Source organism: Halomonas sp. S3-1-1 (genome assembly GCF_023757625.1).
GTDB lineage: Bacteria > Pseudomonadota > Gammaproteobacteria > Pseudomonadales > Halomonadaceae > Vreelandella.
Genome location: NZ_JALGBZ010000003.1, coordinates 270,601 through 284,082, shown reverse-complemented (window position 1 = coordinate 284,082; position 13,482 = coordinate 270,601). Strand labels below are relative to the sequence as shown.

Sequence of the window (13,482 nt, the reverse complement as noted above, 5' to 3'; positions counted from 1 at the left end):
GCCCTTATGACCTCGGGCGAGCTTCGACAACTGGCATGAGCTTTAAAAGCGCCAGCCGCTTGAGAAAATCATCCGAACGCTGGCGGCGATGTTGCGCCAAGTCACTACCTGCATAGTCAAAAAAGCCCTGCCCATCCTGAAAACCGCGCCGCTGCTCTTTCATATTACGAGCAATGACATCGGGCGATTTGAAGCGCTCGTCGAGGTTTTCGCACAGATAGTTTGAGGCATAATAAAGCGTGTCGCCGCCCCCCCAATCAATAAACTCCAGCACGCCAAGCACTGAGTAGCGCAGACCTAATCCAACCCTCATGGCCACATCAATGTCCTCAGCACTAGCGACGCCTTCCTCGACGAGACGAGCAGCTTCGTTCATCAGCAGGACTTGTAAACGCGGTACGATGTAGCCCGGTGCCGCTTCGCATAAGACAGGTACCTTACCAATACTCTTGAGAACGCCGTATAACTCGTCGATATAGCGTGACTCGGTTTTGGTACTGCGGCTGACCTCGACTAATGGCATCAAGTGGGCAGGGTTGAGCCAGTGCGCGTTCATGAAACGCGCGGGATTTGTTACAAAATCGGAAAGCTCACTGACCAAAAACGTAGAGGTCGTCGAGGCGATCACAACGTTCTCCGGCAATTGCTGGCTGGCCCACACCAGTCCTTTCTGCTTGAGCTCACGCATCTCTGGTAAGGCTTCGAACACCAGTCGACCGCTCATCGGGGCCACCACCTCTTGATGGTCGGTAAATTGCAAACGCGACACCATGGACGCTATCTGCTCGGTCTGTACCAACCGCTGATCTCGGAGATACGTAAGCTCTGTCGTCAAACGGCTTCGCGCCTGATCGTAGTAGCGCGCTCGCTCACCGGGCTCACGCGCCTTAAAATCGACCAGCACAACAGCTTGCCCGGCCAGAATGAACGAAAGCGCGATGCCTTCCCCCATTCGTCCTGCACCCAGTACAATGATCGGATTCTGCACGTTATTCTCTCCCATCGTTGAGTCTCAGCGCTGGATACCGTGCGTCATGAGCTGACGCATCTCGTCCTGCGATAGCGACTCCAACCCAAGGTTTTCCAGTGTGCGCCCTTCGGCGTACAAGTCTCGTCCGGTAATGGCGGAAGCGATATTCAACAACCCTTCAGCGACGGGCGTCGGCTGCCCCACCCAACGGCCAACCGACACAATTAGCGATAGGCCTAGCCGAGTATCCTCCATCATGTAACGGTGACTATGTAACTCGATGTTCTCTCGCCAATCACCGCTGTCCGTCAGTTTTCCATGGGCCCCACGTCCATACATCCACTCTTCGCCTTCGCTGGCATAGTGATTGGCCAGCGGGAAGTGAGAAGGTTGATAGCCAAGCGCTTCACGCACGGCAATCCGCTCGTTATCGAGCTCAGTCGTGACGCTTCGAATAGCAGGTTGCGTACCTTCGTTGTGAATATCCCAAGCGTCGAAGTGCTCCAGCGGACCGGCATTCATGATTATTAGAGGGGGGTGGATGACAGGGCCTGCGTTCATGAGCGCTCCACTCAGACCATCTTCGATGGGTTCAACGCTGGGGTACGCCTCGCGAAGTACCGAAAACGCGTGCTCCGACAGCTCACTGGGAAAAACACCCGTCGGAAGGCGGGTCGCGTAGACGCTGATCACGACCTTGTTCGGACCATGCTTGCGCGCCAGATAAGGCAGTGTACCGGTTTCGCAAAACGCAACGCGGCTAGCATTACCGGCTTTTTTCATTGCGCGATGGAAGAGATAGCAACCAAACGTTCCCGGCGGTAGAAAGACGACCTGATCATCGCGAAGTAGCGGACCTAACTGCTCGGCAAGTGCTTCGTGAGACGTCGAAGGTAGTGGAACAATCACCAGATTTGCCTGACGAGTCGCCTCCGTTAGATCACTGGTCAGCGTCAGTTCACCTTGGCCACTTCCTATCTGAATTTGCCGATCACCGCGGGCATCCTTGACATCCAGATAGCCCAGTTGACTCAGCTCTTTTAAAGCCTCGCTATCACGACGCCACAGTGTGACATCGAAACCTTTTTCCACCATCTCGATAGCCGCGGCGTAACACCCGTGCCCACCACCAATCACGCTGACCTTCATCGCTTTCTCCCGTTGATGTTGTGATTTATCAGAGGCTTTTACGGTATAGCCACCCTGTGAGCGGCCGCTATCCAGAATGCGCGATCGATATACAAAAAACGCAAAGATATGAAAAAACCAGGGAGTGCTGACGAGCAGGTCTATCGACAAGTGAATCCGGCGATGAACCATAAAGGCTATCGGGTATCAATTTCTGCACTTTTTGAGTGCTTCAGTCGATCCAATTTAGCGAGTTGTTTTCCCCAGTACTCTTAAATTGGCATCCATCGTACTGATTCAAAAATATTTATATCGATCAGGAATCTATCTTGCAAAAACTACAAGAACATAACCGGCAAAAGAATTGCCTAGGCTATTTACTTAACTTTTCATGTGATGTTGAATGTTTTTTGCGCTTTCAACAATGGCATGCAGCCGATAATAAACGAGAGAATATGCTCATGACTGAAGACACTTACTCGACCCCTGCCTCCTCATTGCGTACGCCTGCATTACGTCTGGGTACTCTTTTGGCGAGCGCGCTGTTAAGCAGCGCTACATTAGCAAGCGACATTAAGCTCAACTATGCCTTTTTCGCACCAGCTCAAACGTTTCCGGGGATGCAAATGCAGTTCTGGGCAGAAGAGTTGGAGAAGCGCACCGAGGGCCAAGTGACGGTCAATACGTTTCCCGGCGGCACTTTGCTGACCGCGAGTAACATGCTTGATGGGGTACTCAATGGCGTCGCCGATATCGGTTTGACCACCACGTCCTATGAGCCCGCACGCTTTCCGCTACTCAACATGATTGGTGATATCAACGGTCTGGACATAAATGCCGAAGTAGCCAGTCAGGTGGCCTACCAACTCGTTCAGGAGTTCCCCCAGGAGCAGTTCAACCTGGAGGACTTCAAGGTCATCACTGTCTTTACCTCTGAGCCGGGATACCTTCAAACGCGTAACGAAGTTCGCACCCTCGAGGATCTGACAGGCCTTGAAATTCGCGTACCCGGGGAGTCGGAAACCATGCGGTCGCTGGGTGCTGTTCCCATTGGCATGTCCCAGGCCGAAACAGGCGAGGCGTTACAGGCCGGCATTGTTCAGGGGATTGCCTCTTCACGGGAAACGCTGATGGATCTTCAGTACGCGCGCTACCTTGACTATATCGTCGATTATCCCTTATCCAACGTGATCATGCTGGCCGTCATGAGCCGCCAGCGCTGGGACTCCCTGCCCGCGGATGTACAGCTCGCTATCGACCAACTGGGCGCTGAAGCCTCACGATTTGCAGGGCACTATCTCGATAACCATGTTCAGGAGTCGCTCGCTTGGTCACAGGAAAACCATGACTTGAACGTCATCACGCTGGATGAAGAAGAGCAGGCTCGTTGGGCGGCGCGCCTTGATCCTCTCAATGCGCGGTATATCGAACAGATTGATGCACAAGGGCTCCCTGCCCAGGCGCTTTATGATCGAATGCTAGAGCTCATTGAGCAGTACGATAGTAGCCCCTCTATTTAATTTTTAATTGAATGTAGAGAAGAAGTTACCGCCTCTGACGCTGTTGGAACGATGTCAGGCAACGCCGGGCTCTCCCATGGCCAGCAGGCGGTAAAGCGTTTCGAGTACCGGTACTCGCAGGTGGTGCTTCCTGGCGGTGCTGACAAGCGCACCATGAATACTTTCCACCTCGGTGGCACGACCTGCTCGACGATCCTGCAGCATGGACGGCAGGTGGTCTGCCTGACAGCGAATGGCATGATCGATACTGGCCACCACGCGCGGCCGATCAAAAGCAATACCGCCTTGCTCGGCGATACTGCCGCATTCGCTCACAATTTCCTCGATCAAGTCCTTGCCTTGTGCATGCTCACCCACCGCTCCCACGGCACGGTCAAGCAACGTGCAAAGGCCATTGAGAGCCGCGTTGAATGCCGCTTTCTCCCAGATTCTGCTCTCGACCGCCGAATCCGGACAGCTGGTTAAACCGGCGCCGATCAGAACCTCGTGTAACTTTTTCATCCATGGGTCCTCTTCTCCCGTACAGCACCACCATTGAATGGTGCCTTGGGAATTGCCATGCACCACGCCAGGCGCCCGCAAATCCGCCGCGATAGTCGTAATCCCCTGCAAAATGTAAGCGGTATCGACGTACTCGGCAATCAAGGCAGCGTTCCCCAGCCCATTTTGCAACGTCAGCACTCGTGTTTGAGGGGCAATAAGGTGTCTTGCGGCCCTGATCGCCGCTCGTGTCGCACTTCCTTTAGTGAGCATCAGTATCAGGTCGATGTCTTCTCGGAGTTGCTCAGCCAGACCAATAGGGACTCGTATCTGATCTACCTGTCCTGCCATGTCCAGACGAACCCCCCGAGTACGAATGGCCTCCAATATCTCCGAATCGACATCGATCAAACGCACTGTGTTGCCGCTCAGAGCGAGTCGAGCAGCAAACAGACACCCCATGGCACCGGCTCCAATGATAGCGATTTTCATCATATTGTTAGAACGGTAGCGGCCGCTCAGTTTTCATCTTACGGACCATGGCGGTGAAGAACTCGTTGGCAAAGCCACTTTCGCGAATCAGTTGAGCCGTGAGGTTGGCACACTTCTGACTGATCTCAGTGTCGATTTCAACGTCATCGCCTCCCAGTGCCCCTGCTGCGCACTGATTCTCGGCGGCTCGCTGAACAGTCCAAAGAAGAAAGATCGCTTTTTCGATGCTGGATTCACCGACGGCGATACCATGATTACGCAATACGAGAATGTGTTTATCACCAAGACTCTCCAACATACGCTTCTTCTCATCTTCGAATAACGTGATGCCCTCGAACTCGTGATAGCCAATCCGTCCATAAAGCTGAGCACCATAAAAGTCATGATGACCAAAGCCATTTGTCTTCTGCACTACCGCAGAGATAGGAATGGTATGGGTATGCAGCATGCAGTGGATGTCCTCGCGAGCGCCGTGCACAGCACTGTGCAGCGCGAATCCTGCCGGATTGGCGCTATATTCGGACTCCTCGACCTTGTTGCCATCCAAATCGACTTTCAGCAAATTGAGCGGAGTGACTTCCGTATAATTGAGCCCGAAGGGGTTGACCAGATAGTGACCGTCGGTATCCGGTACGCGGGCGGAAATATGATTGAAAATGGACTCCGTCCAACCAAAAAAGTCGACCAGATGATAGCAATAGGCCAGTTTGACCCGCTGCTGCCACTCTTCATCACTGCAGTGGCTCGGTTTTTCGATCCCAGCGGGCATTGCGATGGGCTGAATATTCATTGATACGTTCTCCTGTCAGGATGTCTGTTCGCGTTGGCGGTGCGCAGCGCTTTCCAAATAGTGAGTGAGATATACAATTGTCCTGGTGACGGGGACGGCAATCCTCTTTCTGTCTGCCAGCTCGATCACGCCCTCTACAATGGCAGTGAGCTCAAGTGGGCGCTCGCGCTGATAATCCTGAAGCATGGAGGTCTTGACGCCTCGCATGGCGGTTCCGATTTCCAGAAGTTCTTGCAGGGTTATTTCCAACTGACTGCCATGGGCCTGTGCGGTAAGCCGGGTCTCTTCGTAAAGCGCCTCTACCACTTTTTGTAACCAGGGATGGCTATAAAGAGTGTCAAGCGTTGTGCGGGTGATAACCGAGAGCGGGTTGGAACTGAGGTTCGCTGCGATCTTGCTCCATACAGCGTCGCGAATACGAGGCGTATGGAGTGTTTCAACTCCTGACGATGTCAATACTTCGACAACCTCGCCAAGACGGCGCTGGCGCTCCGGGGAAAGCGATGCGATTTCACCCAGCACCAGCCGATGCGGCGTAGTCGATACAGCCCGTCCCGGCGCTTCGAGTCGTGCGGTGATGTACACGACACATCCCAGAATGCACTCAGCCGGTCGTTGCCCGATCAGGTGCCCGCCCGGGTCGACCGCCTCAACATGGTCCACGGTTTCGCTACTCCCCATGAACAGCCACCAAGGCGTACCATTCAGCAGCGGGACAAGCCAGGTATGCACTCCAAAGAGAGGCGACAGCGCTGGTAAAAGTTCGGGTACCGCGTGCGCCTTGGTACAAAGCAGCACGATATCCTGAATGCCAAGGTCAGCGCTTTGATCGGACACCGTTACCCTTGCCGAGTGATGGCCCTGCATATCATTTAACTCGACACCCCGATGTTCGATGGCCGCAAGCGCCTCTCCCCTTGCCAATACACTGACGCGATGGCCTGCCTTCGCTAACCGAGCTGCCAGTGTTATGCCAATGGCACCTGCGCCGACGATGGCGATGCGCGGCGACACAATAGAGTTCATCGGGCACGAACCTCAGGGCTTGAGTAGTACTGAGGTGGTGCAGAAATCCGATGCCCAGCCGGCCGTCAACGGCGCCACGAACACGTTCTCCGTACGTGTTCGGGTAATCAACCAGCGCCCATCCGACTGTTTGGCAAAGGCATTGTTGAGGCGCGATGAGCGCAGCAGGGAGCTGCCGTCCGAAAATATCCAAGGCTGACAGTGCACCCATTGTCCCGTTGCCGTGTTTCCGTCGACATGAATCTGCTCGGAAGTCAGATAGTGCACATTAAGCAGCAACTCGGGGTCCTGTTTTTCGCCCCAGAACTTCTCGAAGTGACCACGAATGGCGGCCGCCCCTTCGAGACGCCCAAACTGCCCATCGTAGTATTCGCCGACCCCCTCCCACACCGCATCCTCGGAATAGAGCGCCATGATATGATCGATACGTTCGGCATCGCCGCTCACGCCATACTCGGGCAGGGGGGTATCGCATAGAAACATATAGCGTGCCTGAATGCGGCGTATCTCCGCCTCGGCTTCCAGTTTATCGACACGCTCCAGTAGCGCCTTGAATTCGCTGGCAGTCACTTCGTTCATCGCTCTCGTCCCCGGTTTATAGTGATGATGAATGTTGCTCACACTCTTGTCTTAACGTGAACCGAGCTGCTCGATGACATGCACCAGTCCGGTCTTCATATGGCTCAGTTCCTCATCGCTGACGCTATCGAACACCTTCTGTTCATGCTCTTGCGCCATCTTGAGCAATTTGTTCGCAAGCTCAGTACCGGCCGCTGACAGTGCCAGTTGGCGCTCGCCCGCAGACTCGTTCACCAGATCTCGGCGGATTAAACCGTTCAGCGTGTATTCGCAATCTTCCGGCGGTTGAGCGACGCCTTGGGCAACCTGAGCGAACGGCTGTGGACCGCGATCAAGAAGCAGTGTCAGCATCCGCCACTCCTTTTCGTCCACGCCCAGATGGCTTAACCGGGGATAAAAGTCCCTGCGATAGGCAGCCAATGATTGGCGTAGCAGATAAAGAAAATGCTGGCCCAGCACACCGTCACCGGTAGAATGATCGATATCGGGCAGCATCATGGGGTGCGGCTCCGGCAGCGCGTAACGGCCACCATGGAATACCAGCGATCCGCAGCCATCCTGATAGTCATACTCGAGCACTTCACCCACGATGATGAAGTGATCCCCTCCCTCATAAACCTGCCAGGTCCTGCATTCGAAATGGGCCGCCGCGCCGACAATACGAGCGCTGCCTCCCATCCCTTTTTCAATCTCGATATCCTTGAACTTATCCTCACCGCGCTGAGCGAAGCGGTTGGAAATCGCCACCTGATCGCTGGCCAACACATTGACGACAAAGTGCTCGGCCTGACAGTAGATATCCTTACTGTAAGCACTTTTATCGATACTCCAGAGAATCAGCGGAGGCGTCATGGAAACGGCATTGAAACTACTCGCCGTCACACCGTACTGCTCGCCCCGCTCATCCTGAGTAGTGATGACGGTAACGCCCGTAGCAAACTTGCCCAGTGCGTTTCTGAAGTCTCTTGTATCAATACTCATGATCCACCTTTTATTATTTATAGAACGTCAGCGCCCCAGCTTTTCGCCTGTTACACCGCCAATTCCATACTCGCTTTTAGGAACTTCGCTGATAATGACGCGCACATTCTCTTTGGGAGCGCCCACGGAAGAAACGACGGCGTCAGTAACTTCACTAATGAGCGCCTCTTTTTGTTGCTGTGTTCTACCCGACATCATGTAAACGTGAACGGTAGGCATTGGTATCCTCGTTATGAGTTCCTGTTAGTAATGCGTCAGGCACGAACGCGCCTGATCGGTCTTGCACCATGAAAGACTCCGGGGCCATGGTCTAAAATCGTACCCCGGAGCTAACATCAGAAAGCCGTTAGTTCACGGTACTCGTCGTAACTTTCGCTGAACGCTTTATACGACTGGATTACTTCGGCAAAGTCTGCATCTGCCTGAGCGGCCTCTTCCAGTACTGTCTCTGACGCCGCTTGGAGCGCGCTCATGACATCGTCAGGGAAACGCTCCACGGACACGCCCGCATCACGAAACTCATTCAGCACGGCCGACTGCGCCTGCATGTCGTGCGCGTACATATGAATACTCAGGTCACTACAGGCATTACGTACCGACACCTGTTGGCTTTCGGTAAGCCCAGCCCATACGTCCGCGTTGATGAGTAGTTCATTTAAACTGCCAGGCTGATGCCAGCCGGGAAAGTAATAGTGTTTGGCCACTTCATAAAAACCCGCACTCGTATCGATGGCCGGGAAGCTAAGTTCCGCAGCCCCAATACGCCCCGTATCCAGCCCCAGGAATGTTTCGCCGGCGGGAATGGAGACGGGCGATACCCCCAGTTGGCTGACGACTTGGCCGCCCAGCCCGCTGATGCGCATGCTCATGCCCTGTAAATCGTCCACGCTGTTGATTTCCTGTGTGAACCAGCCGCCCGCCTCGGAAATCATGCTGCCACAAGGAATAGGCACAACGTTGTGCGGCTCGTAAAGCCCTTCCCAAAGCTCCAGACCACCTCCGCCATAAAGCCAAGCCAAGTACTTGGGCACATCGGGGCCGAAGGGGATGCTTTGAAAGAGCGCGGCGGCGGGTATCTGCCCCGCCCAGTAGCTTGCGGCCGACCAGCCGGCGTCGAGACTCCCGTTACCTACGTTCTCGAGGATTTCAAACGGAGGGGAAAAGGCTCCCGCATCGTAAGGAGTGAATGTCAGTTCACCGTCGGTCGCCGTGGCAATATCCTCGACGAACCGATGGATCGAGCTATCGATCACTTCCAGACTGAATGGAAAAGCCGATTGAAGGGTAAGCGTTTGGGCCATCGCGGAGGATGCCAGCATCGATAGGCTGGCACCGATGAGAGTTTTCTTTAAAGGAAATGTCATGGTTTCAACTCCGTTTAAGGTTGTCGTTTTTGTTGAGCACGTTACAGCATCAATATTCCTGGAAAGATCAGGATCATCAGCAACACAAACAGCTGAATAGCGATGAAAGGCATTACTCCCCTATAGATGTCCAGGGTAGAAACACGCTCACCCACAGCTCCTTTCAAATAGAAGAGCGAGACGCCAAATGGGGGCGTCAAAAAGGAGGTTTGCAGGTTGATGGCAAATACAATGGCGAACCAAACCAATAACGACACGCCGTTGAGGCCATTGGCTAGATCAAGCTGTGTCACGATGGGAACGAAGATAGGCATTAAAATTAGAGAGATTTCCAGCCAGTCCAAAAAGAATCCCAACAGGAAGACCAGTAGCAGGATCAAGAAAAGTACGCTCCAGCTTCCACCTCCCAGTAGCTCCAGGCTACTGCGAATCAAACTATCTCCCCCGACACCTTTGAAAATCAGAGAAAAGCACGTAGCCGTAATCACCAGCATCATGATCATGGCGGTAGAAATGACGGCCTCTCTGGCCGCCGTCATGATGGCCGAACCATCTATCTTGCCCATGACGCCTGCAAAGAGAAGTACCGCTAAAACGCCAACCCCGCTCGCTTCGGTAGGGGTCGCCACGCCGAATACAATGGTTCCAAGAACCGCAGGGATCAGTATTAAAAATGGAAAAAGCGCCAGCGCGTTGCGCCATATACCTTGAGGTTCGAGCGATACCGCTTCACTCTCTTCGGCGGGGAAGGCGTTACGCCCGCTACCCCACCAAGCGAGCCCTAGCGAATAGAGCATGTAAAGCAGCATCAGTAGCGCACTGGGTACCAGCGCTGCTCGAAAAAGGTGACCGACAGGAACACCTACCAGGCTAGATAGAATGATCAGCATGACGGAAGGCGGCATTAAAATGGCCAGCGTACCCGACGCCGAAATCAACCCCGAGGCAGAGGGCGCGGAATAACCGGCATCCAGCATGCGGGGCAAAGCGAGCACGGCCAGCAACACCACCGATGCGCCGACGACCCCCGTGGTTGCCGCCATGAGCCCGCCAATGAACAGTACTGTTAATGCCAAATGACCGGGAAGGCGCTGCAGCATGCGCTCACTGACCCTGAAGGCCTCCCGCGCCAACCCGGTTCTTTCCAACAGCAATCCCATTAGAATGAACATGGGAATCGCGATATAAAGCCAATTATTCAACGCATTGGCGTAAACTCGGGTCAGCATCAGATTGGCGAAGGCCAGTGGCAAATCCGAGAATAGAAGAAAAATGGCCGATACACCGCCTAGTACCAGCGCTACCGGATAGCCCGATAAAATACCGATAAAAAGCAGGAGCACCATTGTCAGCGGCATCCACATATCAAGCAGCATGCGACCTCCTACCGGTCATCAAACACCAGGTATGTCGCGCGGTCAGTAATATCAACACGGCCAGGAACAGCGTCATCCCAATGGGGAGTGCCGCCTTGATGATATAAATATCGATCAACCCACCATCGGTTGAGCGCTCGCCCGTCATGTACGCCCGTTCGGCAAAGCGATAAGCAGGCAGCAGCAGCAGTACCAAGAAGGGAATGCCAAAGACGAGATGACCAATCAAGTCGATGATGAGCCGGCCGCGAGCGGGAAGACGTGCATGCAACACATCGACTCTGACGTGACGGTCAAGCCATAAAACGGGAGCGGCCGCCAGCATCATGGCATAGGTAAAGAGCAGTATTTGGAGCCCCATCAACGCGTTGAACGTGATACTCCGCCCTATCAACGTGTAGGAAGCATCAAACTCAAGCAGTTGGGACCACCCCATCAAGTGCATCAGTACGCCAAGGCCAATGACCAGGGCGATCAGCAGTAAACCGATACCGCAGAGGTTAAGAATCTGCTCGCAAAGCCGTGTGCCAAAAGGCTGCATGACGACGCTCCCTTAGTCAGTTCAAATATCGATAACGAGCCTAGGGCTCTTGGCGCGTGAGCAGCACACTGCAATCTGGTCGTTATCCTCCTTTTCTTCATCGCTGAGAAACTGATCGCGATGGTCCGGAGTCCCCTCGATCACGTCGCAGATACACGTACCGCATACGCCCTCCTCGCAGGATACGTTGACCTTCACACCAGCAGCCTTCAAAGCGTTGGCAATCGACATGCCTTCGTCTACCTGAACGATCACACCGCTGGCAGCCGCTTCCACCTCGAAGGCTCCCCCTGTGGTGTCGAGCTCGGCGGTGAAGAACTCAGAATGTACACAGGCATTGGGCCAATCTGCCTGTTTAGCGGCCTCAATGACCCAGTTCATGAAGCCGGTAGGGCCGCAAACATAAAGATGGGTATCGCTGGGCTGAGCGGCCAAGACCTCGTCAATATTCAGGCGCTGACGGGCATCGCCGTCATCAAAGTGCAGCACTACGGCATCGCCGAATGCACTCTGAAGTTCGTCAATGAAAGCGGCTCTTTCTCGCGACCGGGCGCAGTAATGGAGCTCGAAAGAGCGCCCTGTCGCCTGTAGCTCATACGCCATGGCAATCATTGGCGTCACCCCAATACCACCGCCGGCCAGCAGCGTATGGGCCGAGGCCGCCAGCGGGAACAGGTTACGCGGTGCGCTCACCTTGAGCTCGACGCCCTCGTGAAGTGTCTCGTGTACTGCTTGGGAGCCACCGCGAGAGTCAGGGTCGAGCAACACGCCCAAGCGGTAACGATGCCGCTCGCTAGGGTGGTTGCTCAACGAGTACTGGCGAATCAGCCCTTCGCCGAGATGAATATCAACATGGGCTCCCGCCTCGAAAGGAGGCAGCTCACTTCCATCCACGGCGACAAGGTCGATCACCGCGATGTCGCTGGACTGAATTTCTCGGCGATCGATGCGTAGTGTCAAAAGGTCATTTTGCATGTTCATCTCCCGTTGCTCAGCGCATGTAAATGCCGCCGTTGGCATCCCAGCAAGCACCGTTAACAAAGGCCGCTTGGGGGCTCGCCAAAAAAGCGACCATTTGGGCCACCAGCTCAGGAGCACCCAACTGCCCTACCGGAATGTTGGCAAGCGCCTTGTCCAGATTGTCACCCAGCACGTCATGGACCATGGGCGTATCCAGCGGCCCCGGCGCAATGGCGTTGCACGTCACGCCATCCTTGGCGAGATCGCGCGCAAAAATCTTGGTGAGCGTCAGAATGGCGCCCTTGGATGCGGCGTAATGTGCACCGGTCGCGGTGCCGCCATTCTGACCCGCGAGCGATGCGAGATTGATAAGGCGACCGTAGCCGTTTTTCTTGAAGTGGCGCCCGAAGACCTGACACCCTGCAAAAGTACCGCCGGCGTTGGTCGCCATGACCGAGTTGAAATCTGACGGGGAGATATCGAGCACCCCTTGCACGGCCGTGCGCGCGGCGTTGTTAACCAGCACTTCGCAGCTACCGAATCGTGCAACGACCTTATCCAGCACCGATTGGAAGTCTTCCGGCTTATCGACATCCAGCGTGGCAGTCACGGCGGTTTCCCCCGCCAGATCCAGCTCGGTGGCGAGCGCTTCAGCAGGAGTGGGGTCAATATCAGTGATCACGACGCGAAATCCGGCGCGATGGAGCTCGCGCACGATGTGAACGCCGAGACCGCGAGCGCCCCCTGTCACAACGGCGGTTTGAAGCTTGTCGGGTAGTGGTGTAGCCATCAGAATAAATAGCTGAACGAATTCAGCACTCCGTCCGAGTTGAGCAAGCGAACCACTTTCTCCTCGAGCGTGAAGCCTGAGTCAGTGATGGTCAGGGTGTAACGCACGTTGGCGGCCCAAAGGCGCTGACGGCCGAATTTGTCTTCTACCAGATGCTGGGCGCAGGAGACCGTAACCGTTTGACCGTCGACCGCTTCGATTACAAAGCGCGACAACGTCCGCACGGTAACCGCAGGCGGTGCCGATGAAATCGAGAAGCCATCCTGGAACCGCTTGATACGGTCGCGCCGCATTTTATCGTCGTCGTAACAGAGGTTGAGGACGTCGGCGTAGTTCTCGGCTTCCTCGATAGGAATGATGTAGAGCCCCTTGGGCTGCCATAGCGCCAGCCAAGCGTCATACTCTTTTGCATCGAGCATGGCCGCTTCGTTCCACAGAAACTGCGTGACTCGCCATAGCAAATTGTCGTGTTCGGCATTGTTCAT

The 13,482-nt window shown here is 54.8% G+C and carries 15 protein-coding genes; 1 reads left to right on the top strand and 14 read right to left on the bottom strand.

The genetic code is table 11. From position 1 onward, the window contains the following. Positions 1-4 precede the first annotated feature (4 nt). Positions 5-988 carry a 3-hydroxyacyl-CoA dehydrogenase NAD-binding domain-containing protein gene (locus tag MQW23_RS10695; protein ID WP_252108082.1) on the bottom strand — a complete coding sequence of 328 codons (984 nt, stop codon included), beginning with the start codon at positions 986-988 and terminating at the stop codon, positions 5-7. Between the two features lie 24 nt (positions 989-1,012). After that, the gene (locus MQW23_RS10690) at positions 1,013-2,269 is read right to left on the bottom strand and encodes an NAD/NADP-dependent octopine/nopaline dehydrogenase family protein (protein WP_252108081.1); all 1,257 of its coding nucleotides are present in this window, start codon (positions 2,267-2,269) and stop codon (positions 1,013-1,015) included. A gap of 158 nt (positions 2,270-2,427) precedes the next feature. On the opposite strand from MQW23_RS10690, the gene MQW23_RS10685 reads away from it, so the two are divergent. Further along, positions 2,428-3,618: a TRAP transporter substrate-binding protein gene (locus tag MQW23_RS10685; protein ID WP_252108080.1), complete on the top strand. Its 1,191-nt coding sequence runs from the start codon at positions 2,428-2,430 to the stop codon at positions 3,616-3,618. A 54-nt stretch (positions 3,619-3,672) separates the two neighbouring features. Here the strand turns inward: MQW23_RS10685 and MQW23_RS10680 are convergent, their stop codons facing one another. The 12 genes from MQW23_RS10680 to MQW23_RS10625 all read right to left on the bottom strand — a co-directional run bounded on the left by MQW23_RS10680 (position 3,673) and on the right by MQW23_RS10625 (position 13,482). Then, the gene (locus tag MQW23_RS10680) at positions 3,673-4,593 is read right to left on the bottom strand and encodes a ketopantoate reductase family protein (RefSeq protein WP_252108079.1); all 921 of its coding nucleotides are present in this window, start codon (positions 4,591-4,593) and stop codon (positions 3,673-3,675) included. A 4-nt stretch (positions 4,594-4,597) separates the two neighbouring features. Further along, positions 4,598-5,380, bottom strand: coding sequence for a class II aldolase/adducin family protein (locus tag MQW23_RS10675; RefSeq protein WP_252108078.1), 783 nt, complete (start codon positions 5,378-5,380; stop codon positions 4,598-4,600). 15 nt (positions 5,381-5,395) lie between these two features. Beyond that, the gene (locus MQW23_RS10670) at positions 5,396-6,406 is read right to left on the bottom strand and encodes a ketopantoate reductase family protein (protein ID WP_252108077.1); all 1,011 of its coding nucleotides are present in this window, start codon (positions 6,404-6,406) and stop codon (positions 5,396-5,398) included. A gap of 12 nt (positions 6,407-6,418) precedes the next feature. Continuing rightward, entirely contained in the window at positions 6,419-6,985 is a 567-nt protein-coding gene (locus tag MQW23_RS10665; protein WP_252108076.1) for a nuclear transport factor 2 family protein, read from the bottom strand. Between the two features lie 51 nt (positions 6,986-7,036). Further along, on the bottom strand, positions 7,037-7,966 hold the full coding sequence (locus tag MQW23_RS10660; protein ID WP_252108075.1) for a flavin reductase family protein: 930 nt from the start codon (positions 7,964-7,966) through the stop codon (positions 7,037-7,039). 27 nt (positions 7,967-7,993) lie between these two features. Continuing rightward, entirely contained in the window at positions 7,994-8,185 is a 192-nt protein-coding gene (gene thmT / locus MQW23_RS10655) for a 2-hydroxymuconate tautomerase (protein WP_252108074.1), read from the bottom strand. A 116-nt stretch (positions 8,186-8,301) separates the two neighbouring features. Then, positions 8,302-9,330: a TRAP transporter substrate-binding protein gene (locus MQW23_RS10650; protein WP_252108073.1), complete on the bottom strand. Its 1,029-nt coding sequence runs from the start codon at positions 9,328-9,330 to the stop codon at positions 8,302-8,304. A gap of 41 nt (positions 9,331-9,371) precedes the next feature. Further along, complete coding sequence (locus MQW23_RS10645; protein ID WP_252108072.1) at positions 9,372-10,706, bottom strand: TRAP transporter large permease; 1,335 nt, start codon at positions 10,704-10,706, stop codon at positions 9,372-9,374. Next, the gene (locus MQW23_RS10640; RefSeq protein WP_252108071.1) at positions 10,696-11,247 is read right to left on the bottom strand and encodes a TRAP transporter small permease subunit; all 552 of its coding nucleotides are present in this window, start codon (positions 11,245-11,247) and stop codon (positions 10,696-10,698) included. The genes MQW23_RS10645 and MQW23_RS10640 overlap by 11 nt, the downstream gene beginning before the upstream one ends. Positions 11,248-11,268: 21 nt before the next feature. Next, entirely contained in the window at positions 11,269-12,222 is a 954-nt protein-coding gene (locus tag MQW23_RS10635; RefSeq protein ID WP_252108070.1) for a PDR/VanB family oxidoreductase, read from the bottom strand. Between the two features lie 16 nt (positions 12,223-12,238). After that, positions 12,239-12,997 (bottom strand): SDR family NAD(P)-dependent oxidoreductase, encoded by a 759-nt coding sequence (locus MQW23_RS10630; protein ID WP_252108069.1) that lies wholly within the window; start codon positions 12,995-12,997, stop codon positions 12,239-12,241. Further along, positions 12,997-13,482: an aromatic-ring-hydroxylating dioxygenase subunit beta gene (locus tag MQW23_RS10625; RefSeq protein ID WP_252108068.1), complete on the bottom strand. Its 486-nt coding sequence runs from the start codon at positions 13,480-13,482 to the stop codon at positions 12,997-12,999. Before MQW23_RS10625 ends, MQW23_RS10630 begins: the two co-directional genes overlap by 1 nt.

Coding starts and splice junctions, on each gene's coding strand:
- MQW23_RS10675 (WP_252108078.1), bottom strand. CDS start 5,380: ATGAATATTCAGCCCATCGCAATGCCCGCTGGGATCGAAAAACCGAGC.
- MQW23_RS10660 (WP_252108075.1), bottom strand. CDS start 7,966: ATGAGTATTGATACAAGAGACTTCAGAAACGCACTGGGCAAGTTTGCT.
- MQW23_RS10665 (WP_252108076.1), bottom strand. CDS start 6,985: ATGAACGAAGTGACTGCCAGCGAATTCAAGGCGCTACTGGAGCGTGTC.
- thmT (WP_252108074.1), bottom strand. CDS start 8,185: ATGCCTACCGTTCACGTTTACATGATGTCGGGTAGAACACAGCAACAA.
- MQW23_RS10625 (WP_252108068.1), bottom strand. CDS start 13,482: ATGAACAATGCCGAACACGACAATTTGCTATGGCGAGTCACGCAGTTT.
- MQW23_RS10640 (WP_252108071.1), bottom strand. CDS start 11,247: ATGCAGCCTTTTGGCACACGGCTTTGCGAGCAGATTCTTAACCTCTGC.
- MQW23_RS10670 (WP_252108077.1), bottom strand. CDS start 6,406: ATGAACTCTATTGTGTCGCCGCGCATCGCCATCGTCGGCGCAGGTGCC.
- MQW23_RS10630 (WP_252108069.1), bottom strand. CDS start 12,997: ATGGCTACACCACTACCCGACAAGCTTCAAACCGCCGTTGTGACAGGG.
- MQW23_RS10680 (WP_252108079.1), bottom strand. CDS start 4,593: ATGATGAAAATCGCTATCATTGGAGCCGGTGCCATGGGGTGTCTGTTT.
- MQW23_RS10645 (WP_252108072.1), bottom strand. CDS start 10,706: ATGCTGCTTGATATGTGGATGCCGCTGACAATGGTGCTCCTGCTTTTT.
- MQW23_RS10635 (WP_252108070.1), bottom strand. CDS start 12,222: ATGCAAAATGACCTTTTGACACTACGCATCGATCGCCGAGAAATTCAG.
- MQW23_RS10650 (WP_252108073.1), bottom strand. CDS start 9,330: ATGACATTTCCTTTAAAGAAAACTCTCATCGGTGCCAGCCTATCGATG.